Source organism: Methanolobus profundi (assembly GCF_900114835.1).
Classification (GTDB): Archaea; Halobacteriota; Methanosarcinia; order Methanosarcinales; family Methanosarcinaceae; genus Methanolobus; species Methanolobus profundi.
The window spans coordinates 41,324-63,762 of record NZ_FOUJ01000007.1; the positions used below are offsets into that span (position 1 = coordinate 41,324).

Sequence of the window (22,439 nt, forward strand, 5' to 3'; positions counted from 1 at the left end):
CATTGATTACTGAATGTTCTTCTTTGCCTTATGCTGGGCTACAAGTCCGCCTGCCTGTAACATCTCAAGCAGGAAATCAGGGAGTTTGTTCCCCTGGAACACTTTACCATTTACTGTTACGATTCCCTGGGTCAGGTCTATTTCTACTTCATCGCCCTCATTACAATCCACGTCTGCTTCCATCAGTGGAAGTCCTACATTGATAGCGTTCCTGAAGAATATCCTTCCAAATGACCTTGCTACAACACAACCAACACCGGCATACTTCAATGCAAGTGCTGCCTGTTCCCTGGATGATCCGCATCCGAAGTTATCATCAGCAACAATGATATCTCCTTTCTGTACTTTTTTTGAGAAATCCGGGTCAATTCCTTCCATTGCATGGTCTGCAAAGACCTGCATATCCTTTGTGCGCAGGTATTTTCCGGGAATTATTACATCAGTATCGATATCACTGCCGAATATCCATGCTTTTCCCTTGATCATATTGTCCAATATATCACCTTAGAGCTAGCTTCTGCATGATATTATTTGTAAGTGTCGGGAAAGTGGTCTAAAAAAGAAAAAATGGATGGGATAGAAGTCTTCAGACTTCTATTGTGTTCCCATTCAGTACGTCCAGTTCGCTAACACTGACCTCTTGTGTGCTGCCTCCATAACTTATTACATAAGGTCCTGTAGGCATTGCATCGAATTGTGTTTCACCTTCGATAGGGCCTTCTGTAGAGTAAGGCACTGTGAAAGTGTAAGTTCCATCAGATGTTGTGGACTGTGAGTAGACGAATGTCCTCATCTGACTTGTCAATATGGTCGTACTTATGGTCACTGTCTCATTGGCAGGGGCAGTACCTGTGATGGTTGCACCTTCCACATACTCGAATATCTTAACATATCCTGTATCTTCTTCAGACACGCTGCCACCAAAGAGTTGATTGTATACGCTCTTGTATCCGGGTTCCTGTGTGCTTCCTGCAGGTGTTTCATGTACCAGACGATACTGCTTGAGCCCGTTACCATCGAACATGTGAAGTCTTGCTTCCATTGAATTGTAGTATCTTGGTCCGGGTACGGTCATGTATCCAGAATCGGTCTGGACCTGTATGTAATAGTTATCTGTATCCAGCGTCCAGGCAGTCATGGCATAGAATTTACCGGTTGCCATCTCAACATCTGAGACTATGTAACGTGCCCCTGCCTTTTCAGGGTCAGGATGGACTGCTTCAAGGACTGCAGTTGCCTCTTCTTCGGAAGATGCTGTGAAGAAGGTTGATGCGCCTGGAATATTTTCTTCTTCGATGCTGTTGGTACGGCCACCAATTCCTTTTTGAAATGGGTTTGAATTTGGAATACGATGTCCAATGACCTCTATCCAATGACCATAGTCCCACCAGGACATTACTCCATAGGCTGTATCAGGATATTCGTAGCTTTCTCCACTTGCAGGTATTTCATAGTTTTCGTAGTAATCAAGTCCGGGGTATGGGGTGTTGTAGTTTAACCACATTGTTGCTTCTATCCAGTAGCCGTTTGGTCCACCTGTTCCTTGATTTTGTTGCATTGCTAGGTTGTAGCTTGGGTACATCAGAACAAGTACGATGAATATAGCTGAAAGTATGTGCATTGCCTTTATGTTTTTAGCATTGAAAGTCTTGGATCTTATGCTATTGGCTATATCTTTCCATCCAGTTAGGTCCAGAATTTGGATGCCTACCCATGCACTGAGTATAGCAGCGTTTACTGAGTAATAGTATGCAAAACGGTTCTGCTGGAGCATAGCCCATATGATCATTAAGGTCCAAACTATTAGGAAAGTGTTCTCAGGTGTGTTCTTTCTTGTAAATGCCTTGTAGATGAGTATTCCAAGTGCAAAGAATGATATGTATCCAAGAGTACCAAAGTTGTACCAGAGTGGTTGAAGAGTGAAAACTCCTCCTGATGATAAGAGTGGGGATGCTTCTGCAATTGTGAGACCGCCACCTGTGCGCATGAAGAAACTGAATACACTGGTTATTAGGTCATATGCTGATTCAGAAAGTAACTTTGAAATTGCAACACTTGCAATGAAAAGCAAACAAATTGATAATGGGTAATAATATTTTTTAAGATTACTTCTGTTCATCATTTTGGATATGCCACTAAGAACCGGAAATGCAACGATCCCAGCAAAGAGGCCTTTAATTGTGAGTGGTTTTGTACTTCCAATATGTGGTGTTGCTAAGACCATTATTAGTGCAACCAAAAAGATCATGATTCCGAAAATTGCAAGATAGTCGCTTTTTTTCCCTTGCATGTGGTCTACAATATATTGTATTGTTATGTAGATGCCAATTACAAAACTAAAGAATATAGCACCAATCCATGTAATTGAATATGCGCCCAGTGCAATTCCAGCTAATAGTATGTAGGGGAGGACTTTTTTGAACGATGCAAAATCTTTGTTTTTAATCATATCAAAAGTTAGTTCTTGGTCCTTTGCAATCTTAAGAACCATTATTATAAACATTGCTGTAATAGTTGTAAGTAGTGTTTCAGCAATGTGGTGGTCATTGAAACCAATGATCGATCTGGACAAGAATTGTCCGGGTGCAATTGCTATGAGAAATGCGGAAAGAAGTGCTACACGACTATCAAATATGTTCTTTGCAACAAAATATGTTGGGATAATAACAAGTGCTCCTAATATAACAGGGTTATAAGCACAAATTGTGTTGATTGTATCCTGGCTTGGATTACCAAGTCCTATTATCCATATAACAGTTGAGAGGAAATAATCAAAAAATGGTGCAAATACCTGATTTCCACCACTGGGATATTGTGTGTAAGCATCAAACCATAACATGTTTGGATAATTATGTACTATCGATTCTACATTCCTTAAATGGTACCAGGGATCGTTCCCTCCAAAACGTACAAACGTGTCAGAGATAAATACGCCTGCTTTGGGTATTGTTCTTATGTATATGGAAACAAGCAACGAAAGTATTATTCCTCCTAAATATACCAACTTGTTTCCAGATATTTTCGATTTTTTGTTTTCGGTGGTCATTTGCTTATTCTCTCAAATATATCAATTAATTTAGCACAATAATTGTAATTATTTCCAATAAATTGCATTTTATTTATCATTTGTTGAATTAAGATCATATCTTGCATCTTCCACAGCTTCCCAAGAACCACCTGTTGGTACAAGGAATGAAAAATTCATTATTAATTGAGTTGTAACAAAAGATACTGCAATTTTCCCAATTTTAGGCAGCACAAGCAGTATAAGAAATCCTAGATATAAAGGTTCTTTAAGCATTACCAATGGATACAGGATGGTTAATAACAAAATTACAAGTGGGGAGACAATATGTGTGAGTAATGCATAGGGATATATTATTTTTCCAAATCTTCCTTTTCCTATTAATTGGAAATTATTCAGATAAACTTTTCTTAAACCATTTATTCTCTTCATTTTCTGGATGGTGCGTCCCTTTACAGTTAGTGGAACACGTTCGTATACTACTGCTTTCTTATCGTACACCACTCTATATCCTAATTTTATTATTTTGTAAAGCATATCAGAGTCATCTGCATAGGCATTAGGGTCGATTTTTATTTTATGTAACAGTTCGGTTCTAAAACCCATTAAAGGGCCATTACATACAGAAACGGATGCAATTTTGCTTTCTCCCTGTCTCCATACATCAAAATAGAAACGATAAGAATCTTCCTGTGATTTTGAAAACCTTGCTTTATCAGAAAGAATTACTATTTTTCCTGTAGCTCCTCCTATTTTTGGATCAGTAAAGTTCTTTATTATTTGAAGAAGGGCATCTTCTTTTAACAATGCATCTGAATCGGTTATTACTGTAATATCGCTGCTGATTTTTGAAAAGATCCAGTTTAATCCTCTTGCCTTTCCTTTGCCACCATCATTTTTAACTACTCTGGCTTTCAGGGAGCTTTCATTGATGGCTTTCGTTGAAATCACTTCAGAACTGTCTGTCGAGTAATCATCTAGTATTATAACTTCCAGTTTGTCTTCTGGATAGTCAATAAGGGATGTATTTTCAATTTTCTCCCGGATCACTTTTTCTTCGTTGTACATTGGTATTACCAATGTAACTGTTGGAAGCTTGTTATTTATGGGGAGTTGCTCTTCTTTTTTGGAATAGATATACATGACTAAAGTATATGAGGAAAAAAGAGCTACTTCAAACACTACCAAAAGTTGCCAGATCAACACCAGATCAATCATATGTAGTAACATTGGTTATAACCATTTATATTTATTTAACAATTTGTTTTGTTTCGAATTAATTTATATTTGATGAGGTCTCAGGCGTTTTATCAGGGAAGATGCAGTTTCCACTTAATTTTTCTGATAAGATATGCTGTAGTAAATATTATTTTTGATATCATATTTTTTGATAGGAGTTTTGATTTCAATCTTTCAATTTGTGGATTCTTCAGATATTTTCCCATAAAAGTCCCATGTCTTACGGACTCTGGTTTGTAATATATATATTCGTGGCCGTTAGACACTTGCCAGTATGCAAACTTAATAGCTCCGGTTTTATCCATTGGTTCTAACTTTTGATTGATAAGATTGATAAGTTCTTCTCTATTATTTGGTATGTAACATACCTTGATGTCTTCATAGACTGCTCTACCAATAAGTATAGATGGCTTGCTCCAGAATACACTTTCAATTCCCACTGTTGACCCAAATGTAATTATTTTTTCACAGGCATTCATTAATTCATATGAATCTATTTTGGAATCTGCGGAAATAATATGCAGGTTTTGAGATTTTAATTCGTTCAATTCTCTTGTTTGTGTATTCTTTAAACCTTTCAAATTGGGATGTATTCTCAAATAGAACATTATGTTATCATCAACTTTGAAATTGATGAGTTCTTTTAGTGCAGATGTCTGGTTTTTGTATAATTGATTTTTCCATCCAGTTATGGCTTCAAATTCATCCTGAGAAGAGATATAAATCGCAATATTTCTTTTTGAGGAATCAAAACCTTCTGGCAAATTTCCTTTTACCTGAGATTTAGTAAAGGAATACCAACTTTGGTCTTTTCCACCTCTTCGGTCTTCAAACCATTTAATTGCAATTTCATTCTTTTTCGTATTATCTGACTCGTTATCCCAATATTTCTCTATTTGTTTTTTCTGGTATTCTATATCATGGGGATATGTGTCTTCCGTAAGTGAATACTTGGTTAGGATCCCCGCTCTCTCATGGATGTATGTTTTTATATTCATATCCTGTGCAGCTCTTAATGCAGGTCTTAATGGTGCGTATCTTCCATTGAATAGGTAGAATACATCAGGATTTATTTGTTTAAGGTGGTGTTTAGTTGCATTATAAACGGCTATTGCCATTAACAGGTTTTTTTTAATAAAATGTCTATAATGTATTACATTAGGACTAGGTTCACGCACCATGCTGATAAGTGAAGAGGCAACTGCCATTCCAATATCGACTCCATCAATCTCAAAGTTCTTTAGTTCTTCCATGGATGAAAAATCAGGTATTTCAATATCTTTTGTAAAATTGCCCAAGGCAAGCTCGTGCCTATTTTTGTCAGGAAGTTTTATGATGCCTAATCCTTTATCTCTTCTTGATTTACACAAAAAGCATGTGAGTTTGATGTGGTTTGGGTTTGGTTCACAAGCAGGTAAATCTCCTGAGCATTGTATGATATGCACCTCGTCCCCTGCATCAATGTGCTTGGTGGCTATTTCGAGGTCCGTTGCAAGATGAGGGACCCAATCGGCAAAAGGCATGTAGATAAGGATTTTCATATTAATCTCAAATTATTATTATAATAAGTATATTTTGTCATTGTTTATGTGGATTCAATGTTGCATATATTACACAAGTTCTTCCAATCCCTAATTGTGCCATCGAATTATATAGGTCTCTCCGAATTTCATCACTAATGTTTACCTCAAAACTCATTCTTCTCTTATGACACTTGCTTCCTTTTTCTTTGTTGTCGACATAGTTATCCTCCATCAACAGAAAGAGTTCCATTGGAAAATCTGTGGTCTGCAGATGAATGTCGAATCCACATTTTTTTAATAACTGACTTAAGCTGGAAAAATCAAAGTAATTAATGTGATCAGGTATTGCCAACCAATAACGGGATTTGCATAGTTTTAATCTGTGTGTTTCTAGCTGGAGTATATTGAAATCATTTGGGACTTCTATACAAATTATTCCTTCTTCTTTTAGTAAATACTTACAAATATTAATTATTTCAGTTGGGTTAGGGACATGTTCCAGAACACATTTCAAATTAATAAAATCAAAATATCTATACCATTTGTCTTCAATAAAATCTTCAAGCGTTTTATTTTTTACATTCAAGTTTAAAGAATTAGCTATTTCACTTGCTGTAAATGAAGGTTCTATCCCGTTAGCTTCCCAGCCATTCTCACTCATAAACCTAAGGAATAGTCCATTTCCACAACCAACATCTAATAGTCTTTTAGTTTCACTATGATATTTGATATAATTGTTCACTATATCAAGCTTATCTTTATACCACAAGTTTGACCATTGCGTCTCTCTGATTTCTTTTTCATAGTCAAGAAGATTTGGTTTTGTATCCTGATAGTATTGTTTTTCGTAGTATTTCTTAATTTCTTCTTTGGATGGTATTGGTTGTAAATGCTTAAATCCACAAAGTTCACAGTCAATTATTTCAGTTTTTCCATCTTTTACTACAATTTTTCCTTTATGCACAGTTTTCCCTCCTCAAGTCAATTTGATAGTAACTATTGAAAAATACTTCTTAGAGTTTATTGTGGCTAGTTTTTGAAGCTAATTGCCACCTATCTCATTTTTGAACCTGTTCAGTTTCATGTTTATCGTATGATATCCCAACTCAAAGGAGTTCCTTTTTTAAGATCGTTTCTTGCTTTTCGACACAGAACTTCATTTAAATATCTGGTGTGCAATCCAAAACCAGGTCGTATAGATCTTACATTATCTTTTGTGAAATTCTCTCCGGCTTTTATATCTTTCACAACAAAAAGAGATCTCGAAAAATCTCTGCTCTTTTTTGCATTTTCTGTCAATTCATAGTTGATTTGACCAAGTGCTTTTTCAGTTTCTCTTACAGCTTCCACCATGTTTTTAAATTCTTGTGCATCAAGTGAGAATGCGGCATCAGGACCCCCCATATTTCGATCCAGAATAAAGTGCTTTTCTATTATTCTTGCTCCGAGGGCAACTGCTGCTATTGGTGCAGATATTCCAAGAGTATGGTCGGAGAGTCCTACCACAGTTTTAAATGTTTCTTTAATATTTGGTATTGTGTTCAAATTAAGCTCTTCAAGAGGTGCGGGATATGCAGATGTGCATTTCAAAAGTGCTATCTGTTCATTTCCCATTCTTTTACATGCAGCAATGGCTTCTTCTATGTCTGAAAGTGTTGCAATACCAGTGGATATGATTACCGGTTTTCCTTTTGATGCAACATATTCTATGAGGGGAATATCGGTAATCTCAAAGGATGCGATCTTGTAGGCAGGAACTTCCATATTTTCAAGAAAATCAACTGCAGTTGCATCAAAAGGGGATGAGAAACAGATAAGTCCAAGCTCTTCGGCTCTTTTTTTAAGCTTCGGCTGCCATTCCCATGGAGTATATGCTTCCTCATAGAGATTGTAAAGCGTTTTCCCGTCCCATTGAGTCCCATGTTCTATCTGAAAGAAATCATTATCACAGTTGATTGTAATTGTATCCGGTGTATATGTCTGAAGTTTTACAGCATCGGCACCCGAATCTTTGATTGCTTTAATTGTATCGACCGCGAGGTCAAAATTCTGAAGATGATTTGCTGAAACTTCTGCTATTATGAATACTGGATGTCTTTCACCGACGTATCTGTCACCAATTTTAATTTCCATGTTTCCCTCATTGATATTGGTTATTTGTAATTATTGATATTTTCTACTTAATCGTTATATATTATTATGCAGGAACTGCATAATTTTCTGCTTTTCATTATCATCCAGCTCATTGCTTATCTGAAAGTACGGTATGTTCAGATCCTTTGCTCCCTGTATGTCCGCAACAGGATCATCTCCTATCATTAAGGCTTCAGAAGCCTCTATCTTGTAGAATTGTAGAATCTTCATAAAATATTTAGGATGGGGTTTTGCGAGGTCCAATCCATCCTGCTGTGAATAATAGATTGTATCAAAATATCTGTCAAGCCTCAAAGACTCGACTTTCATTTTCTGGGGCAGCAACCATCCGTTGGTGAGCAAGCAGAGCTTGTATTTCCTAGACAATTCCAAGAGGAACATTTCAATGTCTTCCTTCAGGGAAATTTCAGGATAGTGCTCTCTATAAACATCCACTAGCCTTCTGATAATACTCTTGTCAATGTTTAATTTATTACATAGATAATTGAAGTTTTTTCCTCTTTCATTGATTACAAATGATTCTAACAGCGAAGAGTAAACTGTGCAATAATCTAGAGACTTTTCTCTAGCTAAAAAAAGAGCAACGGCTTTAAACCCGCTGATTACGTATTCTTTTTCATTGTACAGCGTGTTGTCGAGATCAAATATTATTACTTTAATCATGTGCATCAATAAATATGTCTTCACTATAACGTAGCATTATGAGTCCTTCTTTGAAAGGTTTCACTTTGATATTGCTCTTATTCAAGATTTTGATGAGATATAGGGGAGTGCTTCTTCCAGCAGCGAAACTTAAATTAGATGCACCACCAAAACGCGGGTTCACTTCAATGATTTTTAAGCTTCCAGATGTTGTTTTGAAGCATTGAATTACATTGTGTCCTATTAATTTTATTTTAGTGGCAAGTGAAATACACAGATCTGTTATTTCCTGTTCATTTACTGTGATTCCTATTTTTGATTCCCCTGAAACCACTTTCATTCTGACTCTAGGTACCTGACTGATATAGTTCCCTTCAAAATCCGTAAAATAATCTATACTGTATTCTATTCCTTCTATATATTCCTGTATGATAGGATCTTCTATATTTTCAATGAGTTTGTTCAACTCTTCTTTGTCTTTAGCGATGTAGAATTTCCTGGCACCAGCTCCTGATCTCGACTTAATTGCGCACGGATACGTGATGTCATCACATATTTCTGTCCATGACATTATTGCTGGAAGGTCATGTTCCTGCAGGAATCTGAAGAAATTGAATTTATCAGAACATATTTTTGCGACCTCAATATCGGGGACCATGACCTTTGCCATAGTTCTGTTCTCAATGTACTTTTTATGTTTTGACAGGTAAAGGACATCTTCATCCCTTGTCGGAACAATAAGTCGAACTTTTTTTTCGATACATAGTTTCTCTAAAAAATTAAGATAGTCTGGACTATCAAGTCTGGGGCATATGGCATATTCGTCGCAGAAATAAAGTGCTGCAGAAAGTGGGTCGATATCTATCCCGATAACTCTACCTTTGTCTTTCTCTTCAGCAAGTGCTTTTTTGAACTCTTTTACAAGCAGTACTTTTGTAGAAACACTGGTAATCAGGACTGTAGTTTCAGTCATCTTCAGTGATTCCTTTTCTTTTCATAAGCAATTATTTCCTTTATACCAGATTCAAGATCGTATTCAGGGGACCAAGAAAGCTCATTTTGTAGTTTACTTATATCTGCACAACTTGATTCAAATAATTCTTCTCTGGATTCAATTGTATTGACATCGAAATTCCCCAGGTTATTTTTCAGAACTAAAACAACGTCTTTTACTCTGGAAGATACGCCAGTTCCAAGATTGTAGATAGCTTTGGCATTCTCGTTCTCACCCAATTTTAATAGTCCTGTAGCTACATCCCTTGCAAATATGTAGTCAAAACGGTTGTTTTCATTAAACAATATAATATCTTCTTTCTGAAGTATGGCTCTTACCCATCTGGAAATAATGTCACGTGACCCTTTACCATATACTCTGAATATCCTTGCAGATACGCAATCGAATGGATATTCGTTGTTCCTGCTAAGAAACTCCAGATCTGCCTCAGTCTGGAGTTTTGCAACACCGACTGTGTTTCTGGGATTTATAGTAGAACTTTCATTCAAGATGTTCTCATCTTCTATATTATTATACTGTTTCTCGTCGTATATCAGATAACTAGATGCAAATATCACTTTCTTGAGGGAAGGACACTTGATGATCTGTTCTATTAGATTATGAGATGCAAGGATATTGTTCTTAAAGTTAGACTCCCAGAAATCCTTTCTTTCTTCAGTCCTTTCAAAATCCGCGGCTAAATGAAAAACATATTCTGGTTCAAAGCGGAAAAGAAACTGGTTACCTGGTCTTGAAAGATCCATCTGAAAGTATTCTATGTCGGTCAATTCTGAAGGTTTTTCCTGAAAATCCACACATCTTATTATGGCACCTTGTTTTCTAAGCATTTCAATGAGTTCTTTTCCAATTACTCCTGCTCCACCAGTCACTAATACTCTTTTGTTCTTAAAAAACATCATGTTCACCTTATAAATATTCAGATCTTAGCATTGAATGTATCATACTGTCATGGTATTGGCCATTCTTGAAAACGTGTTTTCTGAGGATGCCATCTCGTTTCAGTCCAAATCTTTCCAGTGTTCGTATGTGTTCTTCCCTGTAAACATAGGTCTCTGTAAATACCTTGTTTAAATTGAGCTGCCCAAATCCGTATTTTGAGAGCATTTTGAGGACTGCGAGAAGTGTTGTGTCATGTTTGATGCTATTGCGGTCAAGGTCGGTATCCAATAAAAAGGACAATTCACCCCTTGATGATATGTAGTCGATATTGGTAAGGCCGCAATAACCAATAAACCTGTCATTCTCATCGATTATTGAAAAGAGGACTGAATCATTGTTGTTTGCAATAACATCCCAATATTTATCCTGATTCCTGTCGGTAAGGGGTTTCCATTGCCGGAGTACGGACATCTGTTCATTGCGCCATATTTTGATATTTTCCAGATCAGTGAATTCTATGTTTGATAAATATAAACCATCTGCTTCTAATATTCTCGCTCTCACGATTCAGTCTCCTATTAATTTTACAAAAGAATATTAAATTCTTAATTTTAATGTACTGCTTTTTGCATAATATGTTCGTTAATTTTTATTAAATCCGGTCGTTTATTAAATAATTCTTGAATATGTTTTAGCAAAAACATTTTTTTTGTGGGGTGCAGATGGCAGTATATCTCTGTGATCAACTCAAAATCTTCTGGTGTATCCAGTGTGAGTCGCAAATGACTTAGGTTCTCTTCATTTGAAACATTGCACTGCTTAAAAATATCGGGATGTTCTCTTATATAAGGCGTAACATGCTCTCTTTCATAATCCTCTTTTGCTTCTTTCCATGCTTTTTCAAGTGCTTTAAATGTGAAAATTTCTGTATCCATCCCCCTTGGATATGTAAGTTCCAGAGTGTTAGAACAGTAATCACATCCGTTAGTCAGAAATTCTTCGATAACCTTATCTATTATAGTAGGATCTATCAATGGGCAATCTGATGTAATCCTGATAATGATATCAGCTTTTGCCTGTACAGCAGCTTTGTAATATCTGTCAAGGACGTCGTTCTCGCTTCCTCTTGCCACAGTTATTTTATTATTATATTGTCTAACTGTACTTTCTATAATGTCATTTTCCTCTCCATAAGGTATAGCAATGACAGTTTCATCAATTAGCATGGAGCTGGAAATTCGATCTATATCCCATAATATCACAGGTTTACCCAGAATAGTTTTCATTACCTTTCCTGGAAGGCGTGTGGATCCTATTCTTGCTTGAACAATTGCCACAATTTTCATATTGACATCCTCTATCTCTTATTTTCGATAAAATCCAAAATTGACGATGTAATATACTCTACATCCTTTTGTTCCATGTTTGGGTACAATGGCAGTGTAATTATTCTTTTAAATACATCTTCAGTTACAGGGTAATCTTTTTTGTTAAATCCAAAAGATTCTTGGTAGAAAGTATGTCTGTAAACAGGTATGTAATGAACATTTGTTCCAATGTTCTTTTCTTCTCGTAGGTGTTTGAAAAGTTCATCCCTGTCTATAGTTTCTTCAAGCAGAATCGTATATAAGTGCCATCCATGTAGGATACCATCCTTGGTGGAGGGAAGACTTATTGATTCCATGTCATGGAATCGTTCCTGATAGTATGAAGATATATTGTTCCTTCTTTCTATAAAATGGTCTATCTTCTTTAGCTGGGATATTCCCAGAGCCGCCTGGATATCGGTCATGCGATAATTACGTCCAAGCATTTTCATATCATATGCCCATTCGGCATTAGGACCGTAGCGGGATATTGCATCTCTGTCTATCCCATGATTATGAAGCATCCTTGCTTTTTTTGCCAGTTCCGGATCATTTGTAACTAATGCTCCTCCTTCTCCTGTGGTTATAGGTTTGACCGGGTGGAAACTGAATACCGTAAAGTCTGCATAATTTCCAACTTTTTTTCCGTGGTAGCTAGCTCCAAAGGAATGGCATGCGTCTTCAATCAAATAGAGGTCATGTTCATTTGCGATATCCTGTATCTCTTCTATGTCGCAGGGATGTCCAGCATAATCCACATATATTATTGCTTTAGTTTTAGGTGTGATCTTCTTTTCAATATCTTCTGGGTCGATATTGCGTGTTTCTATTTCGATGTCTGCAAAAACGGGTTTCAATGCATTATAAAGAAGTGCATTGCTGGTTGCAGCGAATGTGAATGGAGTCGTAATTACTTCTGAATCCTTCGGCATGTCCAATGAAGCCACAGCAACATCCAAAGCACTGGTACCGCTATTCATTGCTACAGCATGTCTGCATCCTATGTAGTCACAGATTTTCTTCTCAAATTCGGATATTTTTGGTCCAGTAGTTAACCAATCGCTTTTAAGAACCTTTATTACTTCTTCGATATCTTCATTGTCTATCGTCTGATGTCCGTAAGGAATCATAATGCAACCTCATAGGGAATTGTATCTTCTTTATCCTCTGGATTCTTGCTGAATACTATAACGCTTGCTTCACCCTTCGAAATATTCTTTAACGCATGGGCAACACATGGCTTGATATGGATTATTTCATAAGTATCTGATGTTGAATCCATAACTATTTCTTCGTATTTTCCTGAAACAACATCTTTTAAGCATAATTTGATTGTTCCCGCAGCAAGAGCTAACCATTCCTCTTTTTTTAGGTGATAATGATTGGCTCTGGTCTTCATGGGTTCGATGGACACTACATAAGTATGTACACAATTGAATGGTTCATCTACATAGTTCATCGATATTATCTCAGAGAGCCATCCATCCATCCTTTTATGTTTGACACGTGTCAATTTGTCGTATATCGGTGGCATACTACAACATTCTTTTCAGTTCATCACTTGTTAGCCATTTGTCGTTGATGTCACTAGAGTACCGGTAGTTTTCAGGGAGGCTCTTTCCAGAAAGAGTATTTTCTTTTTTCCAGAATGAGAACTCTGGTTCGATAACAAAATGTTCTGCGAACTCTTTTGTATGTCTTGATTCATCTTCTGTTATCATTATCTCGTGTAGTTTTTCTCCTGGTCTGATTCCAGTGAATTTTTTTGTTGCTTCAGGAGCGATTGCATCTGCTAGATCACTTATTTTCATACTGGGTATTTTCGGGATGAAAATCTCTCCTCCTTGCATTCTTTGTATAGAGTTCAGTACAAAACGTATACCTTGGTCAAGAGTTAACCAGAAACGTGTCATCCTTTCATCAGTGATTGTTAGAATACCCTCTTTTTTCTGTTCATTAAACAATGGAATCACGCTTCCACGGCTACCTATGACATTCCCATATCTGACACAACTGAATCGTGTTCTGCCTTTTCCTGTATAAGTATTACCTTGAATAAACATTTTTTCTGCAACCATTTTTGTCGCCCCATAAAGGTTTACAGGGTGAACGGCTTTGTCTGTGCTTATCGCCATCACTTTTTCAACGGCATTGTCAATGGCTGCATCAATGACATTGACAGAGCCATCAATATTTGTCTTTACAGCCTCTATGGGGTTGTACTCGCAAGCTGGAACCTGTTTTAATGCTGCAGCATGTATAACGATATCAATCCCATTCATTGCACGATAGAGTCTGTCCCTATCCCTAACGTCGCCAATCAGGAATCTGAGACGTTTATCACTAAATTCCTGTTTCATTTGATATTGATTAAATTCTCCTCTAGAATATATTCTCAAGCTATTTGGATTACATTCACTAAGTACAATTTCAGTGAATTTTTTACCAAAAGAACCGGTTCCACCTGTGAGGAGAATATTTTTACCTTCAAATAAAGATGCATCAGTTTCTAATTGCATGTTTCTACCATCTCTGGATTATGAATATATCACTTATTATGGATATTTTATTATATAAAGTTCGGTTTGAAAGGACATTGCTTCCTATGGGCAAATTCCCTGCATAATATAGGGTTTGAGAGCAATACAAATATCATTAGTATATAATATAAATATTGTTGAATGGATTTACTCTTTAAGAGCATATGGGTATATGTTTAAAGAGAAAGTGACAAAACCAAATAGTTACCATGTAAAACTTTCCTTTAGTGTGATAAGTGAATTTTCAATGGTACATTCATTGCGTAATTTCAGGATGTTATTTCTAAATTTCTGGAATTCAGGCTGATATGAATCATAATTTTCAATAATATTTTCCATTTTGCACACAAATTCATCAAGGCTGCTACAACGGATTCCTATTGGATTTTCGTTTCTGTTAAAGGCGTTGATGCAGTCATTGTCAAAATGCAGGATTGGTTTTGTATAAGACAATGATTCAAGAATCGACCCCGTACAACTAAGTCTATAACGTGTTTTGTCGTATAATATCAAGAAAGCATCAATATCTTCAGCATACTTTTCCATTTCATTTCTGTCAAGTCTTTTTCCAGGGCTCGGGCATGTGACATTCAGAAATTCGGAAGTACCTCTGTTATCCATTCCAATTATTCGGATTTCATAATTGTTTTTTAGATTCTTCTGTGAAAGCTTAACCAGTATATTGTGCAATATCAATGGGTTTCCATAGCCAAATATTGCAAATTTAACGTATTCATTCTCTGGCTGTTTAGAAGGTTGTCTGAAAACTGTAGGAAGGATAACTGTATACATATTCATTTCCTTTACGTTCAGATACCTTGCAGCATTTTCAATAATATGGGTTGACAATGCGATATATCTGTAGTCTGCTGAATGTTTCCAGAGCATCATTTTTCGGTCCGTGAATACTTTTTTCAACATTAACTGCCAAGGCATAAACTTATTAAAAAAAGATGCAAAAACATGAGGTAACTCTGCGATTTTTACATGTCTGAGTATTCGAAGCTTATATTTGATATCATTCTGATTTTTTATCTTTTTAATCGGCAATGATAGGGGGTCTGGTTTATCATTTTCATTTGCAACAGTATCAAAGCTTCCATGAAGGACGAAAGTGAATTTCATTTCATGGTAATCACTCTTTCTCTTCAACTGTTTTAGAGCATAGAGAATTACAGGATTAAATGAAAAGAAGAAAATTTTGTTTACTTTTACCTCAATTGCATCTTTTAATATTCTATCAAAAGGCGAGTAATATTTGACTATTCCCCTTATACTATACAGGTTTCTGAATTTGACAGGAATATATTCGATGTTATCAATAATAATTGCATCATGGTCTAATATATTCTTTATTGCCTCAATATGTGTTATATCTGCATAGAATCTGATTGTTTCCTGCGGATAAGCTAAGTGTAGTCCATAAATAAAACCACTGTTGACCTTTTCATGAGTTGACCCTCTGGCAATAGGTTCGCAGATTATAATCATTGTGTCTCCATCATCATGTCTGCCAGTTCATGGAAGCCAACATTTTGTTTCCAGCCAATACTCTTTATTAATTCAGGATTGCTAACTAATATTTTGTAATCGGGGACAAAATCGTTATCAATTATCACGTGGTCTTCCCATTTCTTGTTGATTCTTTTAAAGCAGTATTCTACCCATTCACGAATGCTATGGGTTCTCCCACATCCTATTGTTGCCTCAAATATTGTGTCCTGGTTTATCAATGTCCAGACAGCTTCAATCACATCGCCTGCATAATTAAATTCCTTTTTGACATCAATATTTCCAAGCATGAGTTTTTCAGTACTACCTTTTGCAATTCGTTTTACTGAGTTTACAACTTTTTGGTTTACATGTCTCTCGGATCTTAGGGGGCTGTCGTGGTTAAAAAAATATCCAACATAAACCTTTAAATTAAAGGCTGAACGATAATATCTACCGGCATAAACAGATTGAATGCGGGATACAGAATATGGGCTGTTTGCCTCAAAAGGTGTTTGTTCATCGATAGGTAATCCTTCGTTTTTAAACTGCATGGCACTACCTGATAAAAACACCTTGGCTGTTGGACAATGTAATCGGACACATTCCAGAATATTAAGGGTACCTGTGCTTATTGAATTGTGATTTTCAAACAGTGCTGAATGAGCTGTAGTAGAATTGGCTGCAAAATGAAAAATGTAGTCTGGTTGGTGACTTGTTATTACCTGTTCTACAAAAGAATAATCTGCGACATCTCCTTTAAAATCACCATGGGTGCGGGATATTCCGATTACATCAACTTTTTTATTGACAAGTAGCTTTGACAGATAATGTCCATCTTGTCCTTTAGCGCCAAATATTATTGCTTTCATATATTCTCTTGATGCCATTTTTGAGTGGATATATCATATATCTGATGATTGACAAATTTCTTTTGAATCCAAAAAGAATCAGATTGGATGCCATCTTCCTGTAATTCAAAATGAATTAATTGAAAATCATTATCTAAAAGCATATTCGATATGTGTGTCCATGTCTTTTGTCCAACCCATATTGGTATATATTCCGATTCGAGTTGAATTGCTTTTACCCTCTTAAGTTCATTACCAAAACCATTCAAAACTTCGTAAGCTGCCCCTTCAACATCAATTTTCAGAAAATCTATTTCATCAATATTATTGATCTCAAAAAAGTCATCCATCCTTATTGTCTCGACTTCAACATCGAAATAGTCATCTTCCTTATTAAATTTATGTTTCTTTAACGAAGAAATACCAGTGTTTGAAGATTCTAATTTAATTGCATGAAATGTGATCTTTTCATTTTTATCTGAAATAGCTAATGGATAGCAATTAAATGAAAAGTATCTTTCAGCCTCTGCTATTATTTCTGGGTGTGGCTCGAAAATATACACGTCGGAGTTTTCCAATCCAAATCTTTTCCTCAAAAATTCAGCATCCTGTCCATAATTCGCACCAATCTCAAAAATATTACTTGGTTTAAAAGTGGCAATTCTATCAATGTAATCTGCAATGAGTGCCAAATAAGAGGCACTAAATTTAGGAGCATACTTTATTTTCTTTGTTTTGTATATTCCAAGTTTAACATATATGCTGGTGCCGGTTATCTTTTCAATAAAAGAATGTAAGTTGTTGGTAAATTTACGCATAAGGATTCCCTTGCTTACTATTTTTATTACCTCTTCAGTTCTCAAACAATCTCTATTTTAGGGAGAGGGAAAATGAACTTGCCACCACGCTCCATATATTCTTTTTCACGTTCCAATATACTATCTTTAAAATGCCATGGTAGCACTAAAAAATAGTCTGGTTTCGTTTCCATTGCCTCTTTTTCAGAAACTATCGGAATGTTAGTACCTGGTGTGAACGAACCGAATTTATCTTCATTTACTTCTGCAATACAAGGTATATGCCTAGTTGTTAAATCACAGAATTGAAGCAATACGTTTCCTTTTGTACTGGCACCATATCCAAGTATCTTTTTACCATCTGCTACTAGAGAATCGATAAGTTCAGTAAGTTCTTTCCTATGCTGGAATACTCTTTCTGCAAAATCAAGGTACGGTTTTGGAGTATCTAATCCCATCTCTTCTTCCTGCTTAAGAACCCTATCAATAACTGTTAAATTTGATTTGTATGGGGCATTTTCTTTGCATGCTGTCACTGCAAAACTTCCACCATTGATTTGGTTCATCTCAACATCGATAATTCTCAATCCACAGTTTTGAAGCATATTCTTTATGACTTTTAATGAGTAATATTCCAAATGTTCATGGCAAATAGTATCATATGAGTTGTTTTGGAGCATGCTAGGCATATAACTTTGTTCAAAATGCCATACTCCATCGTCTTCAAGAACATTTCCAATATCCTTTACAAATGATGCCGGTTCTTCCAGATCATAGAACATAGCAATGGATGTTATTATCTTTGCTTTTTTATCAGGGAATTTATCCATGAAAGTTGCAGCTGAAAAGAAGTCCGGGATCAGAGTTATATCATCGGTATAATATTGCTTAAATTTTTTTCCTGTAGGGTCAATTCCTACTTTTTGGAATTTACCTTTATAGGCCTTAAGTGAAGTTGCATCATTACTCCCGATATCAATTACAAGTTCATCCTCATTTGGTTTTGCTAGTTGTTCTAAAGTTTGGATCTTTTGTTGCAGATGTTTCACCATCGAAACATTAAGACCCGAACGGTAACCATAATTATCGCCATACATCTCCTCTAAACTATATGACTGTTTCATTTGTAATAAACCACTATCAGGACACCATACAAGGTCTATTGGTCCCTTCGTAATTAACTCATCAGGGGAGTTTGGGAACACACCTGTAAGGTATTGATCTCCAAGTGACAATACCGTGATAAGATTTCTGCTACCACTAATGCGGCATTTTTCAATTTCTGTATACATTTTACCTGCCATTCATATTTAGTTGGATATATATCTTGCTCTAAATTTTACTAATAAAGTCAATGGTTTCCTGAACAGTGATCTTATTATTTTATACAATAGTTGTCTGATTTCTTTTAGTGAAAGTTCGTATATGTCTCCATCCTCATAAGAAACAACACCATCCCATCTAGAATAATTTGAATTTATCACAATACCAAGGTAGCCTCTTGCAATATCATCTAGAGTAATGCCTTTTTGTAAGTATTCAATATGGTGGTTCTTATGGTGGAAATATTTAAAAATGTGTTCTCTGAATTGTATGTCAATAGTTTTATCTTTTTGAAGCCACATGTTGTACCAAGAATACTCATAAGGTGATATCTCTATCAAATCTTTATACGTTAAGTTGTTTGGCACGAGGTATTTATTGTGTAGTGATTCCAGGACTTTACAGGAAAGTATTGCAAAACCATGACATGTTAGCATTCTTTTATCAACAAGACCAATCTCTTTTTGTATTGTACGGATTAATTTCTCTCTTTCCACCCAGTATTTTTTGTAGTACTCTGGCTCTACTGCTAATTCATTATCTTCAACAAGGATTGTGTATGGAGTATCGGAATCATACATAAAATCAGAGATGTAAAAATCCCGGACAAATTGTCCATCAGAATCCATGCAAAAATAATTCTCGCATAATTTTTTTTCCCAGAAAGCAAGCTTAATGATTTCCTGATTGATATACCCTAATCTAATGCCATGGATACTGTTGTGAGCTAAATTCTTTGTTATTGCCTCTTCCGTGAATAATTCAATACCATCATCGACGAATTTTTGAAATGCTGTTATATCAGAAGATGGAGTGACAATATACAATGGTATTTTATCTCTGTTATATTTCTTGTAGTTTGGTATTAACCGTTCTACATATTCGATATCCTTAATATATGTCACAAGCAAAATTGCAATTTTATGCATCTATACTCCCTTAAGTTGTTAAATCTTAAATATTCTATGTATTTTTAAACGATGTATTATTTAAATGATATTAATATTTAGTATTTCAACTAATCATCTGTAGCATAACTCCTTTTAGATCAGCATTAATTTTTCGATCGAGTTTTATAATCAGGGTCATATATAATGCTCCACCGAGAGCAACTGGAATTAATGTCAACCATACATTCTCTAGTGGTATTAACATTCTATATCCTATGAGCAGGAATCCCATCACAAATGATGCTTTTAATATATTTAGCAAACTATCGGTCTCAATTCTAATTTGCAGTATCTTCGACAATATTATCATTGCCAAAAAAGCATTCAGTGTCATAGTGGCAAGCGTGGCGATTGCTGCTCCTAGAATTCCTATCAATGGTATCAATAAAGCATTCAATGAAATATTTGCAATTACAGATGCAACAGTGACTGTGAACAGATTTTTGAGTTGATTCATTGCAGTTAGGTATGTTGTGAAGAAATAACAAAATATATTGATAATTTGCACAATAAATAATACATTCATTGTCCAATATCCGTTGTCAAAGTCCCCTCCATAAAAGAAATATAGGAGCTTATCTCCAAGTACAAAACCGCCTATGGTCATTGGTATAGCAAGAATGAGTGAGTATGTGAATGCTTTGGATAATGAAGCTTCTATTGATACAATGTCGCCTGTTTTGTCCCATCGACTTACTCTTGGATAGAGAGTTGAACGAAGTACGACTGTCATGAACGTAGCCAGAAGCGTGAATTGTAGCACAACACGATAAATGCCTACATCAGCATTACTAAGAAAATAGCCTATCATGATAGTATCTGCTGTTGAGAACACAATTGAACCACTTGATATTAAAAATATCCATATTGAAAAATTTGCTAGATTTTTGAGATGTTTCAATTTGAAAGGTACAAAGCGTAAATCAAAAAAATACAGTTGCATCAGTGCACTGACAAATAATCCTACAACAAATCCACCAGCAAGACCTGATATCCCATATCCTAAAGCAACTGCAATGATTTGGAAGATTATTCTTGAAATATTATTTATAAATGATGTAGTTGCAGCAATACCTATTTTTGCGCAGCCCAGTATACCACTTGCAACAGATCCATAGAATATTCCAACAATCAGTGCTAAAATTAGCCATATAAATGTTCCTGAATCATTAAGATCAACAAAATACTTTCGAAATACTATTAATACTAACACTACTATCATTACAAAGAAAAAGCGAAGTATGGTAAATGCGCTGAAATATTCACTTTGTTCTTCCCCTTCACTGATACGTTTGATTGCAGCATCACCAAAACCGCCGTCTGCTACCAGATTTATGACACTAATGTATGCAATGAACAGGAAATATCCTCCCAAGACACTTGCACCTACTGTATGCGTGAAGTATATTGTGCTCAAAAATCCGATGAAGGTAAGTGCAACCTGCCAGATGAAGGATACTATGCTCTGACGTTTGATTGCATCTATGTTCATAATGCGTGAAAAGAAAGTGTTTAATTTGAACATAGTTTTTACTCTTTTATTGAGTTAGGTGCCAAATCTGACCGATTATGTATTTTTCATATCCCCTTCTATCATTATTTTAACCAGTTCACGAAGTCCGATTTTTGCTTCCCATCCTAATTTTTCCTTAGCTTTTGTTGGGTCCCCAATCAGAATATCTACTTCAGTTGGCCTGTAATATTTAGAATCTACTTCTATCAGAACATCACCTGTGGAAACATCCACCCCTACTTCATTTATTCCCTCTCCTCGCCATTCAATTTGAATATCTACTTCTTCAAATGCAAGTTCTACAAATTCCCGTACAGAGCGTGTAGTTCCAGTGGCGATTACAAAATCATCTGGTACATCTTGCTGAAGCATAAGCCACATAGCTTCCACATAATCTCCAGCAAATCCCCAATCTCTCTTTGCATCCAAATTCCCAAGATATAATTTCTTTTGAATTCCTTTCTTTATTTTGGAAACGGCCATTGTGATTTTCCTTGTTACAAATGTCTCGCCGCGGATGGGTGATTCGTGATTGAATAAAATACCGTTGCAGGCAAATATTCCATAAGCTTCACGATAGTTAATGGTAATCCAGTATGAATATAATTTAGCCACTGCATATGGGCTTCTTGGATAGAATGGAGTGTTCTCTTTTTGCGGAATCTCCTGTACTTTTCCATACAGTTCACTTGTTGAAGCCTGGTAGAATTTTGTTTTCTTTTCTAATCCTAGAATTCGTATGGCTTCTAAAATTCGAAGTGTTCCAATTGCATCTGCATTTGCAGTATATTCTGGCGTATCAAATGAGATGTGTACATGACTCTGAGCGGCAAGATTGTATATTTCATCAGGTTGTGTTTCCTGAATTATCCTTATCAAATTGGTAGAATCTGTAAGGTCTCCGTAGTGCAAGAAAAAATTCACATTCTTTTCATGTGTGTCTCTGTAAAGATGGTCTATACGTTTGGTGTTGAAAGATGATGATCGTCTTCTTATACCATGGACGATGTATCCTTTGTTAAGCAGAAACTCGGCTAGGTATGCGCCGTCCTGACCTGTGATTCCTGTTATCAGTGCTGTTTTTGCCATATTATTGACCTTCTGATTTGTGATTTTTAATGTTTTGAACT

General features: G+C 35.8%; 21 protein-coding genes. All 21 read right to left on the minus strand.

The genetic code is table 11. From position 1 onward, the window contains the following. Positions 1 to 6: 6 nt before the first annotated feature. The 21 genes from BM008_RS13405 to gmd all read right to left on the minus strand — a co-directional run bounded on the left by BM008_RS13405 (position 7) and on the right by gmd (position 22,398). Positions 7 to 498, minus strand: a complete 492-nt coding sequence (locus BM008_RS13405; RefSeq protein ID WP_281246285.1) for a 3-isopropylmalate dehydratase small subunit — start codon at positions 496 to 498, stop codon at positions 7 to 9. 88 nt (positions 499 to 586) lie between these two features. Beyond that, positions 587 to 3,046, minus strand: coding sequence for an oligosaccharyl transferase, archaeosortase A system-associated (locus tag BM008_RS13410; protein ID WP_091937883.1), 2,460 nt, complete (start codon positions 3,044 to 3,046; stop codon positions 587 to 589). Positions 3,047 to 3,115: 69 nt separating this feature from the next. Further along, a complete protein-coding gene (locus BM008_RS13415; RefSeq protein WP_177188081.1) occupies positions 3,116 to 4,243 on the minus strand; it encodes a glycosyltransferase in 1,128 nt (375 codons plus the stop codon). A 92-nt stretch (positions 4,244 to 4,335) separates the two neighbouring features. Further along, the gene (locus BM008_RS13420; protein ID WP_091937887.1) at positions 4,336 to 5,805 is read right to left on the minus strand and encodes a capsular polysaccharide export protein, LipB/KpsS family; all 1,470 of its coding nucleotides are present in this window, start codon (positions 5,803 to 5,805) and stop codon (positions 4,336 to 4,338) included. Positions 5,806 to 5,842: 37 nt separating this feature from the next. Continuing rightward, complete coding sequence (locus BM008_RS13425; RefSeq protein WP_091937889.1) at positions 5,843 to 6,751, minus strand: class I SAM-dependent methyltransferase; 909 nt, start codon at positions 6,749 to 6,751, stop codon at positions 5,843 to 5,845. Between the two features lie 122 nt (positions 6,752 to 6,873). Then, positions 6,874 to 7,920, minus strand: a complete 1,047-nt coding sequence (gene pseI / locus BM008_RS13430) for a pseudaminic acid synthase (protein WP_091937891.1) — start codon at positions 7,918 to 7,920, stop codon at positions 6,874 to 6,876. Between the two features lie 54 nt (positions 7,921 to 7,974). Then, entirely contained in the window at positions 7,975 to 8,604 is a 630-nt protein-coding gene (locus BM008_RS13435; protein WP_177188082.1) for an HAD family hydrolase, read from the minus strand. Further along, positions 8,597 to 9,556 (minus strand): ATP-grasp domain-containing protein, encoded by a 960-nt coding sequence (locus BM008_RS13440; protein WP_091937895.1) that lies wholly within the window; start codon positions 9,554 to 9,556, stop codon positions 8,597 to 8,599. Before BM008_RS13440 ends, BM008_RS13435 begins: the two co-directional genes overlap by 8 nt. Before the next feature lie 2 nt (positions 9,557 to 9,558). Beyond that, on the minus strand, positions 9,559 to 10,467 hold the full coding sequence (locus BM008_RS13445; RefSeq protein ID WP_177188083.1) for an NAD-dependent epimerase/dehydratase family protein: 909 nt from the start codon (positions 10,465 to 10,467) through the stop codon (positions 9,559 to 9,561). 37 nt (positions 10,468 to 10,504) lie between these two features. Further along, on the minus strand, positions 10,505 to 11,041 hold the full coding sequence (locus tag BM008_RS13450) for a GNAT family N-acetyltransferase (RefSeq protein WP_177188084.1): 537 nt from the start codon (positions 11,039 to 11,041) through the stop codon (positions 10,505 to 10,507). 47 nt (positions 11,042 to 11,088) lie between these two features. Further along, positions 11,089 to 11,823 (minus strand): cytidylyltransferase domain-containing protein, encoded by a 735-nt coding sequence (locus BM008_RS13455; RefSeq protein ID WP_091937901.1) that lies wholly within the window; start codon positions 11,821 to 11,823, stop codon positions 11,089 to 11,091. Between the two features lie 11 nt (positions 11,824 to 11,834). Further along, complete coding sequence (gene pseC / locus BM008_RS13460; protein ID WP_091937903.1) at positions 11,835 to 12,974, minus strand: UDP-4-amino-4,6-dideoxy-N-acetyl-beta-L-altrosamine transaminase; 1,140 nt, start codon at positions 12,972 to 12,974, stop codon at positions 11,835 to 11,837. Further along, positions 12,971 to 13,378, minus strand: a complete 408-nt coding sequence (locus BM008_RS13465; RefSeq protein WP_091937905.1) for a polysaccharide biosynthesis C-terminal domain-containing protein — start codon at positions 13,376 to 13,378, stop codon at positions 12,971 to 12,973. Before BM008_RS13465 ends, pseC begins: the two co-directional genes overlap by 4 nt. A gap of 1 nt (position 13,379) precedes the next feature. Continuing rightward, on the minus strand, positions 13,380 to 14,363 hold the full coding sequence (gene pseB, locus BM008_RS13470) for a UDP-N-acetylglucosamine 4,6-dehydratase (inverting) (RefSeq protein WP_091937907.1): 984 nt from the start codon (positions 14,361 to 14,363) through the stop codon (positions 13,380 to 13,382). Between the two features lie 225 nt (positions 14,364 to 14,588). Next, on the minus strand, positions 14,589 to 15,875 hold the full coding sequence (locus BM008_RS13475) for a hypothetical protein (RefSeq protein WP_091937909.1): 1,287 nt from the start codon (positions 15,873 to 15,875) through the stop codon (positions 14,589 to 14,591). Beyond that, positions 15,872 to 16,765, minus strand: a complete 894-nt coding sequence (locus tag BM008_RS13480) for a GDP-mannose 4,6-dehydratase (protein ID WP_245748052.1) — start codon at positions 16,763 to 16,765, stop codon at positions 15,872 to 15,874. Before BM008_RS13480 ends, BM008_RS13475 begins: the two co-directional genes overlap by 4 nt. Continuing rightward, a complete protein-coding gene (locus BM008_RS13485) occupies positions 16,744 to 17,589 on the minus strand; it encodes an FkbM family methyltransferase (RefSeq protein ID WP_091937913.1) in 846 nt (281 codons plus the stop codon). Before BM008_RS13485 ends, BM008_RS13480 begins: the two co-directional genes overlap by 22 nt. After that, positions 17,586 to 18,827 (minus strand): class I SAM-dependent methyltransferase, encoded by a 1,242-nt coding sequence (locus BM008_RS13490; protein WP_245748053.1) that lies wholly within the window; start codon positions 18,825 to 18,827, stop codon positions 17,586 to 17,588. The genes BM008_RS13485 and BM008_RS13490 overlap by 4 nt, the downstream gene beginning before the upstream one ends. 6 nt (positions 18,828 to 18,833) lie before the next feature. After that, the gene (locus BM008_RS13495; protein ID WP_091937918.1) at positions 18,834 to 19,775 is read right to left on the minus strand and encodes a DUF6492 family protein; all 942 of its coding nucleotides are present in this window, start codon (positions 19,773 to 19,775) and stop codon (positions 18,834 to 18,836) included. Between the two features lie 85 nt (positions 19,776 to 19,860). Then, positions 19,861 to 21,288 (minus strand): flippase, encoded by a 1,428-nt coding sequence (locus tag BM008_RS13500; protein WP_245748054.1) that lies wholly within the window; start codon positions 21,286 to 21,288, stop codon positions 19,861 to 19,863. 75 nt (positions 21,289 to 21,363) lie between these two features. Further along, positions 21,364 to 22,398 carry a GDP-mannose 4,6-dehydratase gene (gmd, locus tag BM008_RS13505; protein ID WP_091937922.1) on the minus strand — a complete coding sequence of 345 codons (1,035 nt, stop codon included), beginning with the start codon at positions 22,396 to 22,398 and terminating at the stop codon, positions 21,364 to 21,366. Between the last annotated feature and the right edge of the window lie 41 nt (positions 22,399 to 22,439).

Excerpts from the sequence above, each read along its gene's own strand:
- BM008_RS13410 (WP_091937883.1), bottom strand. The coding sequence starts at position 3,046 with ATGACCACCGAAAACAAAAAATCGAAAATATCTGGAAACAAGTTGGTA.
- BM008_RS13415 (WP_177188081.1), bottom strand. The coding sequence starts at position 4,243 with ATGATTGATCTGGTGTTGATCTGGCAACTTTTGGTAGTGTTTGAAGTA.
- BM008_RS13420 (WP_091937887.1), bottom strand. The coding sequence starts at position 5,805 with ATGAAAATCCTTATCTACATGCCTTTTGCCGATTGGGTCCCTCATCTT.
- pseI (WP_091937891.1), bottom strand. The coding sequence starts at position 7,920 with ATGGAAATTAAAATTGGTGACAGATACGTCGGTGAAAGACATCCAGTA.
- BM008_RS13435 (WP_177188082.1), bottom strand. The coding sequence starts at position 8,604 with ATGATTAAAGTAATAATATTTGATCTCGACAACACGCTGTACAATGAA.
- BM008_RS13440 (WP_091937895.1), bottom strand. The coding sequence starts at position 9,556 with ATGACTGAAACTACAGTCCTGATTACCAGTGTTTCTACAAAAGTACTG.
- BM008_RS13455 (WP_091937901.1), bottom strand. The coding sequence starts at position 11,823 with ATGAAAATTGTGGCAATTGTTCAAGCAAGAATAGGATCCACACGCCTT.
- pseC (WP_091937903.1), bottom strand. The coding sequence starts at position 12,974 with ATGATTCCTTACGGACATCAGACGATAGACAATGAAGATATCGAAGAA.
- BM008_RS13465 (WP_091937905.1), bottom strand. The coding sequence starts at position 13,378 with ATGCCACCGATATACGACAAATTGACACGTGTCAAACATAAAAGGATG.
- pseB (WP_091937907.1), bottom strand. The coding sequence starts at position 14,363 with ATGCAATTAGAAACTGATGCATCTTTATTTGAAGGTAAAAATATTCTC.
- BM008_RS13475 (WP_091937909.1), bottom strand. The coding sequence starts at position 15,875 with ATGATTATAATCTGCGAACCTATTGCCAGAGGGTCAACTCATGAAAAG.
- BM008_RS13480 (WP_245748052.1), bottom strand. The coding sequence starts at position 16,765 with ATGGCATCAAGAGAATATATGAAAGCAATAATATTTGGCGCTAAAGGA.
- BM008_RS13490 (WP_245748053.1), bottom strand. The coding sequence starts at position 18,827 with ATGGCAGGTAAAATGTATACAGAAATTGAAAAATGCCGCATTAGTGGT.
- BM008_RS13495 (WP_091937918.1), bottom strand. The coding sequence starts at position 19,775 with ATGCATAAAATTGCAATTTTGCTTGTGACATATATTAAGGATATCGAA.
- BM008_RS13500 (WP_245748054.1), bottom strand. The coding sequence starts at position 21,288 with ATGAACATAGATGCAATCAAACGTCAGAGCATAGTATCCTTCATCTGG.
- gmd (WP_091937922.1), bottom strand. The coding sequence starts at position 22,398 with ATGGCAAAAACAGCACTGATAACAGGAATCACAGGTCAGGACGGCGCA.